We start from the raw sequence: 16,603 nt of genomic DNA, 5'->3' as shown, positions 1-16,603 counted from the left end.
CGACGCCCTGAGAGCTCCTCCGCACGCTTGCGGGGGCACGCTCCGCACACCGGCGGCTCCGCTCGTCTGAGAGACTGATCATCTGTCAGGGACGGGCGAGAGAGGACCACGGTGGCACGGCGACGCAGCTCGGGAGTACTGGCCATGCTGGCTGAGGCACAGCGTCAGCAGGCCCGCCAGCAGGAGGCGCAGCGCCGGGCCGCGGTGGCCGCCCAGCGGCAGTACGAGCGCGAGCAGCGCGAGGTCCAACGAGCCGCCGCGCAGGGACAGAAGGAAGCGCTGCGGGCGTACCAGCAGGGCCGGGAGGCGGACGCCGCCCGGCGCACCGCCGAGCTGGACGAGCGGGTGGCCGCGCTGCGCGGGGTGCTCCAGACCGGGCTCGGCGGGCCGGTGTTCGCCCTGGCGAGCCTGCAACGCCCCGTCGTGGTACCGCCGTTCGACCCCGGGCCGCTCGGCGTCCCGGTCCCGCCGCCGGACCAGTCGCGCTATCTGGTACCGCCGTTGACGGGTGTGCAGGCGCTGAACCCGGCCGCCCGGCGCGAACACGACGAGCAGGTCGCGCACGCCCGGGCCCGGTTCGAGCAGGACTGGCACGCCGCCCAGGCCGCCGACGACCAGCGGCGGCACCAACTCGACCAGTACCGGGCGCAGTACGAGGCCTGGGCCGACGACCGCCGCCGGGCCGCGGCCGGCCACGCCGAGCAGGCCGTCCGGCTGGCCGCCGAGCTGCGCGACGGCTCGGCGAGCGCGGTGGCCGAGTTCTTCGAGACCGCGCTCCGCTGGCGCGAGGACTGGCCCGAGGGGTTCTGGCAGGACTGCGTGACCGCCTGGGACGAGGCCACGGGCCAGCTCGTCGTGGACTGGCGACTGCCGGGCTTCGAGGTGGTCCCGGAGACCGCCAGGTACCGCTACGTGAAGTCCACCGACCAGGAGACCGAGGTCGCCCGGTCCGCCGCCGAGCGGAAGGCGGTCTACCGCGAGGTGCTGGCCCAGTGCGCGCTGCGGGTGCTCGCCGAACTGTTCCTGGCGGACGGTGAGGGGCGGCTGGCCTCGGTGGTGTTCAACGGCTACGTGGAGGCGGTGGACCCGGCCACCGGGCGCGAGGAGCAGCGCTACCTGGTCTCGGTGGCGGTGGAGCGGGCGGTCTTCGGCGCGGTCGCGCTCGACCGGGTCGAACCGGTCGACTGCCTGGTCGACGGCCTGCAGGGGCGGCTCTCGGCCCGGCCGGAGAAGTCGGAGCCGGTACGCACCGAGCGGCTCGCCGAGGAGATCGGCAGCTTCCGGGCGGATGCGTCCGAGGAGGATCCCGACCTCTTCGAGATGGACCCGCTGGACTTCGAGAAGCTGCTCGCCGAGCTGTTCCGGCGGCTCGGCTACCAGACCCGCACCACCGAGCGCAGCGGGGACGACGGCGTGGACGTCATCGCCGAGAACCCCGACCCGATCACCGGCGGCCTGTACGTGATCCAGGCCAAGCGCTACCGCAAGACGGTCAGCCCGACCGCCGTCCGCGACCTGGACGCGACCATGGCCCACTTCGGCGCCAACAAGGGCATCCTGGTCACCACCTCGGGCTTCGGCCCGGGCTCCCGCCGCTGGGTCGAGGGCAAGCCGCTGACCCTGATCGACGGACCGATGCTGGTCCAGCTGCTCAAGGAGAACGGCCTGCCCGGGCGGCTCGGCCCGGCCACGGTGTCCGTTCCGGCGCAGCCCGGACCGGGCCGGGCCGCACCCGCCGCCGAGCCGGTGCTGCTGACGCCCGGTGCGAACGTGGTGCTGCCGGAGGCGGAACTCGCCGAGCTGTCGGTGCGGTTCGGCTCCGCCGGAGCCGAGGCCGACCTCACGCTGCTGCTGCTCACCGCCCGGGGCACGGTCCGCGGCGACGGGGATTTCGTCTTCTACCACCAGCGCAGCGCCGAGCACGGCGCCGTGACGCTGCACCCCAAGCAGACCGCGGACGGCGGACGGACCACCGAGAGCGCCGTCGTCCGGCTGCGGAAGCTGCCGGCGGCCGTCCACCGGGTGGCGGTCGCGGTGAACATGGACACCGACTCGGGTACCAGCTGCGCCGAACTGCGCGACGCGGCGCTGGAGGTGCGCGGGGCCGGCGGCTCGGCCTGGGCCTTCCGGCCGCCCGCCGACCCGGCGGTGAAGGCCATGCTCGTCGCCGAGCTGTACCGCCACCGGGCGGGCACCCCGGACGAGGTCTGGAAGCTGCGCGCGGTCGGCCAGGGCTGGTCCGACGGCCTGGCCGGCCTCGCCCGCGCCCATGGCGTCGAGGTCTCCTGACCGCGGCATCCGGCCCCGGCCGCGCGGTCCTTCGTGAAACGCGCGCCCTTACAGCTCCCGGATGTACTTCCACTCGCGGGCGCAGCGCTCGTACCCCAGCCAGGCATTGACCGCGAGCATCGGTGCGTTGGTGGTGTCGTTGCTGGTGTAGGCGTCGGTGCAGCCGGCGGCACGGGCCAGGTGCAGGGAGTGGGCCTTGGCCAGTTTGGCGAGGCCGCGGCCCCGGTAGCGGGCGCCGGTTGTGGTGAAGGCGGACCAGTAGCGGTGGGCGCCGTCGGTCTCGGCGGCCACCAGGGCGGCCTCCCGGCCGTCCAGGACGGCGACGGTGGTGAGGCCGCGGTCGAGGTCGGGGTGGTCCCAGGTGTCGGCGAGCCACTCCTGGTAGCCGCGGTCGGCCGCGTCCAGGTCGCCGGGCTCGTCGCGGCTGCCCTCGATGTCCAGCAGGTAGAGCGGGCGGGGATCGTCCAGGTAGTCGTCGGCGGTGCGCAGTTCGACGCCCGGCGGGAGCGCGGGGACGGGCGGCAGGCCCGAGGTGAGGTCGAGGCGGGCGAAGTACAAGCTACGGCCGGCCCGGTAGCCCCGATCGGCGGCGAAGCGGCGGGCGGCGGGCTCGTCGTCGACCCAGGAGTGGATCCGGTTCACCCCGTGTGCCGTCAGGTGCTGCTCGGCCGCCCTGACCAGGGCCCCGCCCGCGCCCCGGCCGCGGTACTCGGGCAGCACGCTGACGTTGATGCCGCCCTGGCCCTTCACACTGGCGTCCGCGTGCACCATGCAGCGGGCGGTGCCGACCACCCGGCCGTCCAACTCTGCGACCAGCAGCCGGTAGTGCTGGTCGGGGGCGGCCGCACCCACCCTCCAGCGGACGGCCTCGGGCGTCATCAGCAGGTGCGGGCGGCCCGCGCTGTACGCGGCGGCGGCCGCTTCGGCGTCTTCGGGGCGGAAGTCACGGATCGTCAGATTCATAGGCCGCCCACGGTAGCCCCGGAACCGCCCGGGTTCCGCTGAATTTCCGGGTGCGGCGGAAAGCTCAAGTTCAGCTCTGAGGTTGCCGGGTGCGGGTTGGCAACGACCCGGCGGGGAGAGACCCTCAGCAACGAGGCGTGAGAGCGCGACGAGGCCCTCTCCGCGGTCCGATGACACCTGTGCGGCACAGCTTCCGTTCCGTTGTCCCACCGTTCTGTCCGACGCTGTTCGGCGAGCCCTCCGAAGGGGGCGCATCCCATGACGTCTGCTGCTACTGCCCTGCCCCGCCTGGGAGTCGGCATCGGCTGGCGGGCCGAGATCGACACCGTGGTGGAGCGGCTGCCCGGCCTGGACTGGGTCGAGGTGGTCGCCGAGAACCTCTGCCTCGACCAACTGCGCGCCGGCCACTTGCCCGAGTCGCTGCGGGTGCTGCGGGAGCGCGGTGTGACGGTCGTCCCGCACGGGGTGGCGCTCGGTCTCGGCGGTGCCGAACTGCCCGACCCCGAGCGCCTGTCGCGGCTGGCCACGGCCGCTCAGGCGCTGGACGCGCCACTGGTCAGCGAGCACCTGGCGTTCGTCCGGGCGGGCGGGGTCGAGGCGGGCCACCTGCTGCCGGTGCCGCGTTCGCGGGACTCGCTGCGGGTGATCGCGGAGAACGTCCGGATCGCCCAGCAGGAACTGCCGGTTCCGCTGGCGCTGGAGAACATCGCCGCCCATCTCGCCTGGCCCGAGGACGAGTTCACCGAGGGCGAGTTCCTGGCCGAGCTCGTCGAGCGCACCGGCGTACGGCTGCTGGTCGACGTCGCCAACCTGCACACCAACCGGGTCAACCTGGGCCTGGACATCGCCGCCGAACTCGACCGACTGCCGCTGGAGGCCGTCGCCTACGTCCATGTGGCGGGCGGGATCGAGGTCGACGGGGTCTGGCACGACACCCACGCCCACCCGGTGACCGAGCCCGTACTCGAGGTCCTGGCCCGGCTCTGCGAACGGGCGCTGCCGCCCGGCGTCCTGCTGGAACGTGACGACCACTACCCGCCGCCCGCCGAACTGGCGGGCGAGCTCGACGCGATCCGGGCCGTGCTGGAAGGAAGGCTGGAGCATGTCTGAGCACTTCGAGTACCTGGTCAGGGCGGGCGACCCGGAGCTGGTGGTGGCCCGCGCCCGACTGGCCCGGCGGCAGGCCGAGCTGCTGGCGGTGCTGGTCTCGGGCGGCCCGGCGCCGGAGGGCTTCGACCCGGAGCAGGTACGCGTCCAGACCCAGGGCCTGCTCGCCAAACGGCGGGACACCGTGGCCCGGGTGGCACCCGAGGTCGCGCGGATCCTCGGCGACGACTACCTGCCGCTGTTCCGCCGGTACGCGCAGCAGGGCCCGGCCGTCGGGGGCTACCGGGCGGACGCGCGGGCCTTCGCCGAGTGGGCGGTCGACTGGGCCGCCGTCGGCGCGCCGCACACTCCCTGGCGGCCCGCACTGGAGCGCTGGCTGCGGCCTGCCGAACCGCCCCGCCGCCGCTGGCGCCGCTTCCACGGCTAGGGCCCGTCCGGCGGGTCCGAGCACCGCCGGCTGCTTCAACTCGACTACGGGGGACATGAGATGTGGTACACCGAGTTCGCCGCCGCCACCACGCTGGTGGTGGGCACGGGCCTGTGGACGTCCGTCGCGCTGCGGCGGATGCGGCGGGTACCGAAGCCGCAGGGCCTGCCCGGCCGCGCACTGCCGCTGCCGGAAGGCGCCTTCCTCGCCGGCGGCCCGGCCCGGGCGGCGGAGGCGGTGATCGTCCGGATGCAGCGGGAGGGCCGGCTGATCGTCTCCCGGGACGGTCTGGCCACCGTGACCGACCCCGCGCCGAAGGACCCGGCCGAGGCCGTACTGATCAAGGCCGCGGGGCCGGGCCGGCAGAGTGAAGTGGACCTGCTGCGCCGGGCGGTGATGCGCAGCCCGGAGATCCAGCGGATCGGCGACCGGCTGGCGGAACGCGGGCTGATGCGGCGGCCCGAACTGCACCGCGCCGCCGTCCGGGCCCGGCGCTTCCTGCAGCTGTCCCTGCTGGTCGCCCTGATAGTCGGGTTGGCGACCGGGCTCGGCTGGCCCTTCCGGCCCGCCGGGGAGCGGGCCACGAGCGCGCCGCCGTTCTTCGCCTTCCTCGGACTGCTGTTGCTCGGGGCCGTCTGGCTGGCCACCACCAGGCCCGGGAAGAGCCGGGTCAGCCCGGCCGGGCTGCGGCAGCTGGGCCTGATGAAGACCGGTTCCTCACCGTGGAAGCCGGCCGTCCCCGGGGCCGACGCCGACACCACCGCCGCACTGGGCGCACTGGCGCTGGAGGGCGTCGAGTCCCTGAAGGACGAGGACCTGCGCACCGCCATGCGGAAGCGGGCCCGCGCAAGCGTCGGCGGCGGCTCGGGCGACTCCGGTTACGGTGGGGGCCTCGACGCGGGGGCGGCGGCGGTGGCCTGGTGCTCGTCCGCCACCCCGGACCCCGGTCCGGGCGGCTCACACCACGGTTCGCACCATGGCTCGTCCTGCGGCTCGTCCAGTGGCTGCGGCTCGTCCTCCGGCCACAGCAGTTCGTCCGGCCACAGCAGTTCGTCCAGCCACAGCTGCTCGTCGGGGCACAGCAGCTCCTCCGGCCACAGCTGCTCGTCGGGGCACAGCAGTTGCGGATCCAGCTGCGGCTCAAGCTGCGGTTCGTAACCCGTGCATCGGTCACAGTTCGGTATCGCGAACCGGAAATTCACTTCCCCGAACGGCTCGCCAGGTCTAGAAACAGCCCCATGTGGTTGCTCTTCCTGATACCCGCGTTCCTCGCCGCCGCACTCTCCTGCTTCCGGCTGGTCAAGGTCGCAGCAACCGCAGACGCGCTCTCCGGGGCCGAGACCGGCCGGCCCGGCGACGCCACCGGGATCGGCCTGTACGAGACCGCGCACCTGGCCGGGGGCCCGGCCCGGGTGGTCGATCTCGCCCTGGTACTGATGGCCGCTCAGGGCCGGCTGCACCTGGCGCACACCGGTTGGACCACCGTGGTGGACCCGCAGGGCCGCAACCTGCTGGAGCGGGCGCTGATCGATTGCATCGGCCCCGAGGGGCAGTGCAGGACCTCCGAGCTCCGCGAGCAACTCGCCGTCCACCCGGCCGTGCTGGAGATCGGCGGACGGCTGGTGCTGGCCGGACTCGCCACCCCGGCGGTCGTCAAGGAGGCCACCTCCATGGCGGTCCGGCAGGTGCGGCTGGCACTGCTGCTGAGCCTGCTCCTCCTCGGAGCGTCCATCGCGCTGGCGCCCGACGGCACGGACACGGGAGCCGCCATCGCCTGGTTCGCCCTGCCGTTGGTACTCACCAGCGGCACGCTGCTGATGGCCCGGGTCGACGTCCACCCCTACACCCGCTGGGCCACCCACGCCGGCCAGGAGGTACTCCACGCGGTCCGCCCCGACCCCGCCGGCGCCGAACAGGAACTGCTCACCGCCGTCGCCATGGTCGGCCCCGCCGCGCTCCAGGACGCCCGCCTGCGCGCCGCTCTGCGCAACTAGGGCCCGTCCGGCCGGGTACGGGGATCCGCGCGGTCCGCCCACCTCCGTGGTGGGCGGACCGCGCGGATCCCGGTACCCCGGTTCGGCGCGGTCAGGCGCGGAGGCTCAGACCAGGCCGGCCACCAGCTCGGCGACCGGCTTGCGGCGGCCGGTGAAGAACGGCACCTCCTCGCGGACGTGCAGCCGGGCCCGGGACGGCCGCAGGTCGCGCATCAGGTCCACGATCCGGTGCAGCTCGTCCGCCTCGAAGGCGAGCAGCCACTCGTAGTCGCCGAGCGCGAACGAGGCGACCGTGTTGGCCCGCACGTCCGGGTAGCCCCGGGCCATCTGCCCGTGCTCGGCGAGCATCGCGCGCCGCTCCTCGTCCGGCAGCAGGTACCACTCGTAGGAGCGCACGAACGGGTACACGCAGACGTACTCGCGGGCCCGCTCGTCGGCGAGGAACGCCGGGATGTGCGACTTGTTGAACTCGGCCGGGCGGTGCAGCGCCATGTTGGACCAGACCGGCTCCAGGGCGCGGCCGAAGCCGGTGCGGCGGAAGCGGTTGTACGCCTCCTGCAGGTTGTCCGAGTCACCGGAGTGCCACCAGATCATCACATCGGCGTCGGCGCGCAGGCCGGACACGTCGTAGGTGCCGCGCACCGTGACGTCCTTCGCCGCCAGCTGCTCGAACAGCTCCTCGACCTCGGCCGCCAGCGCGGCGCGGTCCTCGGGCAGCTCGCTCCTGAGCTTGAACACCGACCACATGGTGTAGCGGATGACCTTGTTCAGGTCCCGGGCCTTCTTCTTCTCGGGCTGCGTTTCAGTGGACTCAGTCATGTGCCCATTGTCCCTTCCGTTACGTGTGTGCCGATCGCCGGGGTCAGCACCTCGTCGACCGCCCGGCGGGCACCGGCGATGCAGGCCGGAATCCCCACCCCGTCGTACGCGGCCCCGCAGACCGCCAGGCCGAGGCGGGCCACCTGCCCGCGGATCCGCTCCACCCGCTCCAGGTGCCCCACGGGGTACTGCGGCAGACCACCGCGCCAGCGGGTGACCGCGGTGTCGTACGGGCGCGCGCGCAGGCCGACCGCCTCACCGAGGTCGGCCAGCGAGCGGGCCACCAGCTCCTCGTCCGGCAGGTCGAGCGCCTCCTCCTCGCGGTGGCGACCCAACGAGGTGCGCAGCACGAAGGCGTCCGGTGCGCCGCGGTCCAGCCAGCCCCACTTGTTGGAGGAGAAGGTGGACGCCTTGATCGAGCGGCCGTCGTCCGGCGGCACCAGGAAGCCGCTGCCGGTCAGCGGCTCGGTCAGGTCGGCGCGGCGGAAGGCCATCGTGACCAGGGCCATGCCCGCGTACTCGACGGTGTCCAGTTCGGCCGCCGCGCCCGGGGCGTCGGCGCGCAGCAGCCGGGCGGCCTGCGGCGCGGGGACGGCCAGCACCACCGCGTCTGCGTGCAGCACCTCGTCGCCGGTGACGACCCGCCAACCCTCGGGGGTGCGGCGCAGCTCGTCCACCGCACTGTCCGTGCGCAGCTCGGCTCCGGCCTTGCGGCAGGCGTCGGCGACCGCCTCCGGGAGGGTGCCGACACCGCCCTCGATGCCCTGGAAGACCGGCCCGACGCTGGTGGGCCGCGCGGTCAGCTCGCGCACCTCCTCCAGCAGCGAGCCGCCGCTGCGGGCCACGGGCAGCAGCGCGGGGACGGCCGCGCGCAGCGAGATCTCATCGGCGTGACCGGCGTAGACGCCGCCGAGCAGCGGTTCCACCAGTCGGTCCACCACCTCGCGGCCGAGCCGAGCCGCGACGTACTCGCCGATCGAGACGTCCGACCCGACCGGGGCCGTGGCCAGCTCGTGCCTGACCCGGTCCAGGCCACGCTCGGAGAGCACCCCGGAGGCGGCCAGCGCGTCCAGGTCACCGGGGACGCCCATCACCTGCCCGCCGGGCAGCGGCCGCAGGGCCCCCCTGGTCCAGATCGCGGCCTTCGCCGTGCTCGGCGGCTCCAGGGCCCCGGCGAGGCCGACCTGCCGGGCCAGCTCCACCGCCTCCGGCCGCCGGGCGAGCATCGACTCGGCGCCGAGGTCGACCCGCACTCCGCCGACCTCACCGGCCCGCAGCTTCCCGCCGAGCCGCCCGGACGCCTCCAGCAACGTGACCCGGGCCCGCGCACTCGCCGCGTACGCGGCCGTGAGCCCGGCGATCCCGCCGCCGATCACCACGACATGAGGTTCAACCATGCTCGCAGTCTCGCAGAGCTCACACCGGAGGCCTCAACCGGTGCGGCGCAGCGGCTTGTCGAGCCGGTCGAGATCGATCTTCACCGGAAACGGAACCGGCCGATCGAGGGTCCCGCGGAAAATACCGGCCGGTGCGTAGGCCGAAGTCGACTCTTCGAGCTCGAAGACGTGGGCGACCGGCAGGCCGGTCTCCTCCTCGATCCGCCAGTAGTGCGGAATCCCCGCCTCGGCGTACTTGCGCACCTTGACCGTCCGGTCGCGGTGAGCGGACTCCGGCGACACGACCTCCACCACCAGGACGACGTCGGACGGAGCGAACCACGTCCGGTCAGGCTCGTAGGCCGCCGTGGTCACGACCAGATCGGGCTCCGGGCGATTCCGCTTGTCCAGCCGGATGGTCATCTCCCGCTCGACTTCGACGCCGTCCGGCAGCTGGGGCTCCAGCGCGCGGGTCAGCCCGGAGATCACACGGCTGTGCCAGGACCGCTGCGGGGACATCATGAAGACCAGCGCTCCGTCCACGAGTTCGGTGTGCCGAGGCAGGTTGGGCAGACCATCGAGATCCTCGGCGAACCAGCCCTCCTCGCGGGGCGGATACATCCAGTCAGGCAGCTCGCTCATGGCTACAAGCTAGTCGCTGACGCGAAGCCGACGCCACGGAATCTCCCTGGGATCACCATCAGAAAAATCGTTCGAGGAGGACTGTCACATCCGACCGGTCTGCCCCGTCCTCTTCCTGCCGACGGCGGTACGACACGGAGAGGCGGAGCGATGGAGAACACGGTGCTGGTGACCGGGGCGACCGGGGTGCTGGGGCGCGAGGTGGTGCGGCGCCTGCGCGGGACGGGGGCGCCGGTGCGGGCGCTGACCCGGCGGACGGCGCTGCCCGAGGATCCCGGGGTGGCCTGGTTCACCGGCGACCTTGCGGCCGGCACGGGGCTGGACGCGGCGCTCGACGGCGTCCGTACGGTCGTCCACTGCGCCAGCGACGCCCGGCACTTCAAGCAGGACGTCCCCGCCATGGAGAACCTGCTCGCGGCGGCGGAGCGCGCCGGGGTCGGGCACGTCGTCAACATCTCGATCGTCGGCGTCGACCGGATCCCCTACCCCTACTACGCGGTCAAGCTGCAGGGCGAGCGGATGCTGGCGGCATCAGAGCTCGGTTGGACCAACCTGCGCGCCACCCAGTTCCCCGAACTGCTCAACGCGGCGTTCGGAGTGCTGTCCCGGCTCCCGGTCGTCCCGGTGCCGTCCGGGACCGTCTGCCAGCCGGTGAGCCAGGGTGAAGTGGCCGACCGGCTGGTCGAGTTGGCGCTCGGAGCACCAGCGGGCCGGGTGCCGGACCTGGCCGGCCCCCGGGTGTACCCGGTGGCCGAGCTGGCCAGGGGCTGGCTGCGGGCGGCGGGCAAGCGCCGCCCGGTGCTGGCGGTGCGAATCCCGGGGAGGATCGGCGCGGCCTTCCGCTCCGGCGCGCTCACCGCGCCGGACCGCGCGGTGGGCCGGCGCACCTGGGAGCAGTACCTGGCTGCCCGGTTCACCCGCTGATCCCCGAAGCAACCGGGCAGCTCCGCGAAGGCGCCTGCCGGTTGCCCGGGAGGGGCCGCTACCGCGCGCTGGTCTCGTGGACGAACTCGACCAGCCTGGTCAGCGCGTCGGGGTCCATGTTCGGCATCACGCCGTGACCGAGGTTGAAGATGTGGCCGCTGTCGCCGAGCGCCTGGGCGGCGTGCAGCACCTCGCGGGCCTTGGTCTCGACCACGCGGGTGGGTGCGAAGAGGACGGCCGGGTCGAGGTTGCCCTGGAGGGCCTTGCCCGGGCCGACCCGCTCGGCGGCGACGTTCAGCGGCACCCGCCAGTCCACCCCGACCACGTCGGCACCGGCCCCGCCCATCAGGTGCAGCAGTTCGCCGGTGCCGACGCCGAAGTGGATCCGCGGCACGCCGTAGCGGGCGACGGCCTCGAAGACCTTGGTGCTCGCGGGCATCACCGAGCGGCGGTAGTCGTCCGGGGCGAGCGCGCCGACCCAGGAATCGAAGAGCTGGACCGCCGAAGCGCCCGCCTCGATCTGGATCTTCAGGAAGGCGGCGGTGATGTCGGCCAGCCGGTCGACCAGCGCGGCCCACAGCTCGGGCTGGCCGTACATCATGGCCTTGGTCTGCTCGTGGCTCTTCGACGGGCCGCCCTCGACCAGGTAGCTGGCCAGGGTGAACGGGGCGCCGGCGAAGCCGATCAGCGGGGTGGTGCCGAGTTCCTCGACCAGCATGCCGACGGCCTCGGTGACGTAGGGCATGTCGTCCGGCTCCAGCGGGCGCAGCCGCTGGAGGTCGTCGAAGGTGCGGATCGGGTCGGCGATCACCGGGCCGATCTTCGGCACGATGTCGACGCCGACGCCGATGGCCTTCAGCGGCACCACGATGTCGCTGAAGAAGATCGCCGCGTCCACCTTGTGCCGCCGCACCGGCTGGAGGGTGATCTCCTTCACCAGCTCAGGCCGGGTGCAGGACTCCAGCATCGGGATGCCCTCGCGCACCTTGAGGTACTCGGGCAGCGAGCGGCCGGCCTGGCGCATGAACCACACCGGGGTGTGCGGCACCGGCTCGCGGCGCGCGGCGCGCAGGAACGGGGAGTCGTACGCCGCGCCCCGGCGCGCGGGGGAATGCTGACCGGTCTGGGCTGGCGGGGTCGCCGCGGAAGTCTCACTCACGGTGCAAATCTTCGCATGTGTCCCGGACCGCGCCCCCGACGGCGAGTCGTGCGTTCCTCCAAGATCTTCGAGAGCACCCGCCCCGGCGCGCCGCAGGTGCGAAATGTGCTCGGATTGCGGCGTCGGCCCACCTAGGCTTCCGCTCATGGCAGCGGTCGGCGGGCACCCCGCACAAGGTGGCGGAACGGGCAAGGAGTCGGCGCCGATCGAGTTCCGCGCAGCGGTCGAGGTGCTCGGCACGGCGCGGCTGCGGCCCGAGGTGCAGCTCTCGCCCGCCCCAGCGCCCCGGCGGCTGGCCCCCTACACGTACGCGCTCACCGCCACCGTCGAGGTGGAGGGCGAGGAACTGGCGGACGGCCGGCTGGTACTGCTGCACGACCCGGCCGGCCAGGAGGCCTGGCACGGCGACTTCCGGGTGGTCACCCTGACCCGGGCCGAGCTGGAGCCCGAGATCGCCGACGACCCGATGCTCTCCGAGGTTGGCTGGTCCTGGCTGCTGGACGCGCTGCGTTCGCACGGTGCCGGCTACGCCGAGCCGGGCGGCACGGTCACCCACGCCTCCTCGCACTACTTCGGCGCGCTGTCCGACCGAGAGCCGTCCACCGAGATCGAGATCCGCGCCTCCTGGACCCCGGCGGACGGCCGGTTCGAGCGGCACCTGGCGGCCTGGGGCGATCTGCTCTGCGCCTGCGCCGGCCTGCCGCCGAGCACGGTGGCACCGCTGCCGGACTCGCCGTCACTCGGCGGGGTGGTCCCGATGCCCGCGCGGCGGCGCCCGCGCTCCCACTGAGGAGCGACGGACGGCCCGTTCGAGGCCGGCCGCGGCCAACGCCACCCGCAGGACTGACGCCGCATGACTTCGACCCCGGTCTGCGTCAATTCGCCGTCCAGTCCTGATCGGTAAGCGTTGCTTTCGATCGAATCTGTGCGATTTCAGGGCATGTCGCATCAGTCATTTGCGCGATTTGTCCGTATTGTTACTCACTAGATCGTGATCTTTCGCTAAAGCCGGACACGGTTGATGCCGAAGGTGTCTGTGACCCTTTCCAAACGCGGAACGACCCGACCGCCCCCTCGGGGTTCCGTCCGCCACTCCCCGCAGGAGGCCCCTGGTGTCGGTCCTTCTTGAGCACCCCGCAAACGTGGTCGCATACCGCCCGACGAAGCCCACCGCGATGGTGGTCATCGCCGATCCCCGTGTCCGGAACACCGTCACCCGGCACCTGTGGGCGCTGGGTGTCCGCGATGTCATCGAGGTCTCCTCGATCGCCGAGGCCCGTCCTCGGGTCGCCACCCCGCGCGACATCTGCGTCGCCGACGTCCACCTCCCGGACGGCTCCGGCCTGACCATCCTGGCCGAGACCCGCGCGGCGGGCTGGCCCAACGGCCTGGCGCTCTCCGCCGCCGACGACATCGGCGCGGTCCGCAGCGCGCTCGCGGGCGGTGTCAAGGGCTACGTGGTCACCGGCACCCGCACCAACATCGCCATGCCCGGCCGTCCCGGGCTGCCGCTCGGTGCCGCCGGACTGGGCGGCCGGATGCGGCGGCCCGGGATGCCGGGCATGCCCGGTGCGGTCGGCGCCCCGGGGGCACCCGGCGCTCCCGGCGCTCCCGGTGTGCAGCCCGCCGCCTACCGCGAGCTGTCCGGCCGCGAGGTGGAGGTGCTGCGGCTGGTCGCCGAAGGGCAGTCCAACAAGGCGATCGGCGTCGCGATGGGCCTGTCCGCGCTGACGGTGAAGAGCCACCTGGCCCGGATCGCCCGCAAGCTGGGCACCGGAGACCGGGCCGGGATGGTCGCGGTCGCCCTGCGGACCGGCATCATCCACTGAGCTCCGCCGACGTCCGCGTGCCGCACCGCAGCCCCAGCAACGACAGACAGTTCGATTGGCAGCCCGGAGGAACGTTTCCTCCGGGCTGCCGGTTTTCCCCGAAGCCCAGGTCAGGTCCGTCCGGGCGGGGGGCCATCCGGGCGAACTTGGGCGCGTCGTTGAGCGTGTCGACTGGGCAGGAGGACGTCTGAGTACCTTCTGACCAGTCCGACAACCTTCCCGGTTCCGGCCGCCGTCGTACTCTTGGGGGGTGACCGACGCCGTAGCAGCCATCCCAGAAGAGACAGCCCCGGTCCCGCTCCTTGAGCCCAGGGAGGGACTGCCACCCGTGGTGGTGGACGAGCGGGTGCTCGCCGAGACGATCGCCGCCTTCGCCGCGGGCAGCGGCCCGGTCGCAGTCGACGCCGAGCGGGCCTCCGGGTACCGCTACGGACAGCGGGCGTACCTGATCCAGCTGCGACGGGCCGGCGCTGGCACCGCGCTGATCGACCCGATCGCCTGCCCCGACCTCAGCGCCCTCGGCGCCGCGCTGGCCGACACCGAGTGGGTGGTGCACGCGGCGACCCAGGACCTGCCCTGCCTCTCCGAGGTCGGAATGCGGCCGTCCCGGCTGTTCGACACCGAGCTGGCCGGCCGGATCGCGGGCTTCCCCCGGGTCGGACTCGGCCCGATGACCGAGAGCGTGCTCGGTCTGTCACTGGCCAAGGAGCACTCCGCGGTGGACTGGTCGACCCGTCCGCTGCCGGAGCCCTGGCTGCGGTACGCCGCCCTGGACGTCGAGGTGCTGGTCGAGCTGCGGGACGCACTCGAACAGGAGCTGGACGCCCAGGGCAAGCTCGGCTGGGCCCTGGAGGAGTTCGCCGCCATCGCCGACGCACCCAGGCCCGCCCCCCGGGTGGACCCGTGGCGCCGCACCTCGCAGTTGCACAAGGTGCGGCGCCGCCGTCAGCTGGCCGCCGTCCGGGAGCTGTGGCAGACCCGGGACAAGATCGCGCGGGAGCGGGACGTCTCGCCCGGGCGGGTACTGCCGGACGCCGCGATCGTCAACGCGGCGCTGGCGATGCCGCAGAACGTGGCCGCACTGCAGATGGTGCAGGGGTTCGGGCCGCGGATCAGCCGGCGGCAGCTGGAGCAGTGGCTGGCCGCGCTGGACCGGGCCCGGGAGATCCCGGAGACCGAGCTGCCGCCGGCCACCGCGCCGCATGACGGGCCGCCGCCGCCGCGGGCCTGGGCGGAGAAGGACCCGGTGGCCGCGGCGCGACTCTCGGGGGCCCGCGCGGCCGTCACCGAGCTGGCCGAGGTGAAGCGGCTGCCGGCCGAGAACCTGATCACCCCGGAGCTGGTGCGACGGGTCTGCTGGGAGCCGCCTGCCCTGCTCACGGTGGACGCGGTCGGGTCGGCGCTGCTGGCGCTGGGCGCCCGGAATTGGCAGGTCGACCTGGTGGCTCCGGCCATCTCGGCGGTGTTCGTCAAGGCCGCCAACGGGACGGTCCGGGGCTGAGACTCCGGCCGCCCGGGGTGAGCTCCGGGCAGGCGGGTGAACGATCAGGGGCGCGGGGAGACGCGCGAAGCGGAAGCAGGGTGCCTCGCCGGCCCGCACCGGGCGGGGTACGGCATCCCGCCTGTGCGGGCTCGGGCCCGGCGGCGGCCGCCTTCCGGCTCGCGCTCCCCCGCGCCCCTGTCCGCGTACCTGGTCGTTTCCAGGCCGATTGACGTGGTGCGGGACACATGGGGTGATGGGGGTGCTGCCCCTGGGCAAGCTAGTTACCGGCGGGTAGCATGGCCGTGAAGCAGCGCCGCTCCATCTGTGACGTCGACTGCGCTAAACGTCATGTCCCCTGGGAGGAGAGCCCCCGTGCCTCGTACCGCGAGGGACGTCGTCTTCGTCGACGGCGTCCGCACCCCGTTCGGCAAGGCCGGCCCGAAGGGCATCTACCACGAGACCCGCGCCGACGACCTGGTCGTCAAGTGCATCCGCGAGCTCGTGCGCCGCAACCCGAACCTGCCCGTCGAACGCATCGACGAGGTCGCCATCGCCGCGACCACGCAGATCGGCGACCAGGGTCTGACCATCGGCCGTACCGCCGGACTGCTCGCCGGCCTGCCGAAGTCCGTTCCCGGCTACGCCATCGACCGCATGTGCGCCGGCGCGATGACCGCCGTCACCACCACCGCGGGCGGCATCGCCTTCGGCGCGTACGACATCGTCGTCGCCGGTGGCGTCGAGCACATGGGCCGCCACCCGATGGGCGAGGGCGTCGACCCGAACCCGCGGTTCGTCTCCGAGAAGCTGGTCGACGAGTCCGCCCTGTTCATGGGCATGACGGCGGAGAACCTGCACGACCGCTTCCCGCACATCACCAAGGAGCGCTGCGACGCCTACGCCGTGCGCTCCCAGGAGAAGGCCGCCAAGGCGTACGCCAACGGCGACATCCAGCCCGACCTGGTGCCGATCGCGATCCGCAACACCAACCCCGAGGTCGGCGAGACCGGCTGGGGCCTGGCGACGGTCGACGAGCCGATGCGCCCGGGCACCACGATGGAGTCGCTGGCGGGCCTCAAGACCCCGTTCCGCCCGCACGGCAACATCACCGCCGGCAACGCGGCCGGTCTGAACGACGGTGCCACCGCCTCGCTGCTGGCCGCCGAGGACGTCGCCGAGGAGCTCGGCCTTCCGGTCAAGATGCGCCTGGTCTCCTACGCCTTCGCGGGCGTCGAGCCCGAGGTCATGGGCATCGGCCCGGTCCCGGCGACCGAGAAGGCCCTGGCCAAGGCCGGCCTGACGATCGAGGACATCGGCGCGTTCGAGATCAACGAGGCCTTCGCCGTCCAGGTGCTGGCCATGCTCGACCACTTCGGCATCGCCGACGACGACGAGCGCGTCAACCCGTACGGTGGTGCGATCGCCTTCGGCCACCCGCTGGCCTCCTCCGGCGTCCGTCTGATGACCCAGCTGGCCCGGCGCTTCGAGCAGCGCCCGGACGTCCGCTACGGCCTGACCTCCATGTGCATCGGCTTCGGCATGGGTGGAACGGTCATCTGGGAGAACCCGCACTTCGAGGGTGGTAAGTGAC

Annotated in this window: 15 protein-coding genes; 10 read left to right on the top strand and 5 right to left on the bottom strand. The window is 73.1% G+C overall.

The features are described 5' to 3' along the window. Positions 1-144 precede the first annotated feature (144 nt). Positions 145-2,289 (top strand): restriction endonuclease, encoded by a 2,145-nt coding sequence (locus ABD369_RS06215; protein WP_344635199.1) that lies wholly within the window; start codon positions 145-147, stop codon positions 2,287-2,289. A gap of 48 nt (positions 2,290-2,337) precedes the next feature. Here the strand turns inward: ABD369_RS06215 and ABD369_RS06210 are convergent, their stop codons facing one another. Further along, positions 2,338-3,252 (bottom strand): GNAT family N-acetyltransferase, encoded by a 915-nt coding sequence (locus ABD369_RS06210; protein WP_344635198.1) that lies wholly within the window; start codon positions 3,250-3,252, stop codon positions 2,338-2,340. Between the two features lie 258 nt (positions 3,253-3,510). On the opposite strand from ABD369_RS06210, the gene ABD369_RS06205 reads away from it, so the two are divergent. The 4 genes from ABD369_RS06205 to ABD369_RS06190 all read left to right on the top strand — a co-directional run bounded on the left by ABD369_RS06205 (position 3,511) and on the right by ABD369_RS06190 (position 6,780). Continuing rightward, positions 3,511-4,362: an MbnB/TglH/ChrH family RiPP precursor modification enzyme gene (locus tag ABD369_RS06205; protein WP_344635197.1), complete on the top strand. Its 852-nt coding sequence runs from the start codon at positions 3,511-3,513 to the stop codon at positions 4,360-4,362. Continuing rightward, the gene (locus ABD369_RS41525) at positions 4,355-4,786 is read left to right on the top strand and encodes an SCO6045 C-terminal-like domain-containing protein (RefSeq protein ID WP_344635196.1); all 432 of its coding nucleotides are present in this window, start codon (positions 4,355-4,357) and stop codon (positions 4,784-4,786) included. Before ABD369_RS06205 ends, ABD369_RS41525 begins: the two co-directional genes overlap by 8 nt. Positions 4,787-4,846: 60 nt before the next feature. Further along, entirely contained in the window at positions 4,847-5,944 is a 1,098-nt protein-coding gene (locus ABD369_RS06195) for a TIGR04222 domain-containing membrane protein (RefSeq protein ID WP_344635195.1), read from the top strand. Between the two features lie 80 nt (positions 5,945-6,024). After that, on the top strand, positions 6,025-6,780 hold the full coding sequence (locus tag ABD369_RS06190) for a TIGR04222 domain-containing membrane protein (protein ID WP_344635194.1): 756 nt from the start codon (positions 6,025-6,027) through the stop codon (positions 6,778-6,780). Positions 6,781-6,885: 105 nt separating this feature from the next. Here the strand turns inward: ABD369_RS06190 and hemQ are convergent, their stop codons facing one another. The 3 genes from hemQ to ABD369_RS06175 are packed head-to-tail and all read right to left on the bottom strand — an operon-like array spanning position 6,886 to position 9,617. Beyond that, the gene (gene hemQ, locus ABD369_RS06185; protein WP_344635193.1) at positions 6,886-7,599 is read right to left on the bottom strand and encodes a hydrogen peroxide-dependent heme synthase; all 714 of its coding nucleotides are present in this window, start codon (positions 7,597-7,599) and stop codon (positions 6,886-6,888) included. Next, positions 7,596-8,996, bottom strand: a complete 1,401-nt coding sequence (hemG, locus tag ABD369_RS06180; protein ID WP_344635192.1) for a protoporphyrinogen oxidase — start codon at positions 8,994-8,996, stop codon at positions 7,596-7,598. Before hemG ends, hemQ begins: the two co-directional genes overlap by 4 nt. 33 nt (positions 8,997-9,029) lie before the next feature. Then, the gene (locus ABD369_RS06175) at positions 9,030-9,617 is read right to left on the bottom strand and encodes a Uma2 family endonuclease (RefSeq protein WP_344635191.1); all 588 of its coding nucleotides are present in this window, start codon (positions 9,615-9,617) and stop codon (positions 9,030-9,032) included. A 150-nt stretch (positions 9,618-9,767) separates the two neighbouring features. On the opposite strand from ABD369_RS06175, the gene ABD369_RS06170 reads away from it, so the two are divergent. Further along, on the top strand, positions 9,768-10,541 hold the full coding sequence (locus ABD369_RS06170) for an SDR family oxidoreductase (protein ID WP_344635190.1): 774 nt from the start codon (positions 9,768-9,770) through the stop codon (positions 10,539-10,541). Between the two features lie 58 nt (positions 10,542-10,599). Here the strand turns inward: ABD369_RS06170 and hemE are convergent, their stop codons facing one another. Next, positions 10,600-11,700, bottom strand: coding sequence for a uroporphyrinogen decarboxylase (hemE, locus tag ABD369_RS06165; protein ID WP_425557546.1), 1,101 nt, complete (start codon positions 11,698-11,700; stop codon positions 10,600-10,602). Between the two features lie 145 nt (positions 11,701-11,845). Here hemE and ABD369_RS06160 point away from each other — a divergent pair, with 145 nt between their 5' ends. From ABD369_RS06160 to ABD369_RS06145, 4 genes are all read left to right on the top strand, one after another. Next, the gene (locus tag ABD369_RS06160; RefSeq protein WP_344635189.1) at positions 11,846-12,490 is read left to right on the top strand and encodes a DUF3000 domain-containing protein; all 645 of its coding nucleotides are present in this window, start codon (positions 11,846-11,848) and stop codon (positions 12,488-12,490) included. Positions 12,491-12,812: 322 nt separating this feature from the next. Further along, a complete protein-coding gene (locus tag ABD369_RS06155; RefSeq protein WP_344635188.1) occupies positions 12,813-13,529 on the top strand; it encodes a helix-turn-helix transcriptional regulator in 717 nt (238 codons plus the stop codon). Positions 13,530-13,779: 250 nt separating this feature from the next. Further along, positions 13,780-15,030 (top strand): ribonuclease D, encoded by a 1,251-nt coding sequence (locus ABD369_RS06150; RefSeq protein ID WP_344635187.1) that lies wholly within the window; start codon positions 13,780-13,782, stop codon positions 15,028-15,030. A 354-nt stretch (positions 15,031-15,384) separates the two neighbouring features. Further along, the gene (locus tag ABD369_RS06145; protein ID WP_344635186.1) at positions 15,385-16,602 is read left to right on the top strand and encodes a thiolase family protein; all 1,218 of its coding nucleotides are present in this window, start codon (positions 15,385-15,387) and stop codon (positions 16,600-16,602) included. The last annotated feature ends 1 nt before the right edge of the window (position 16,603 follow it).

The organism is Kitasatospora cystarginea (genome assembly GCF_039533515.1).
Taxonomy (GTDB): domain Bacteria; phylum Actinomycetota; class Actinomycetes; order Streptomycetales; family Streptomycetaceae; genus Kitasatospora; species Kitasatospora cystarginea.
Note: the sequence above shows the minus strand (reverse complement) of the source record. Positions and strands in the feature narration are given on the sequence as shown.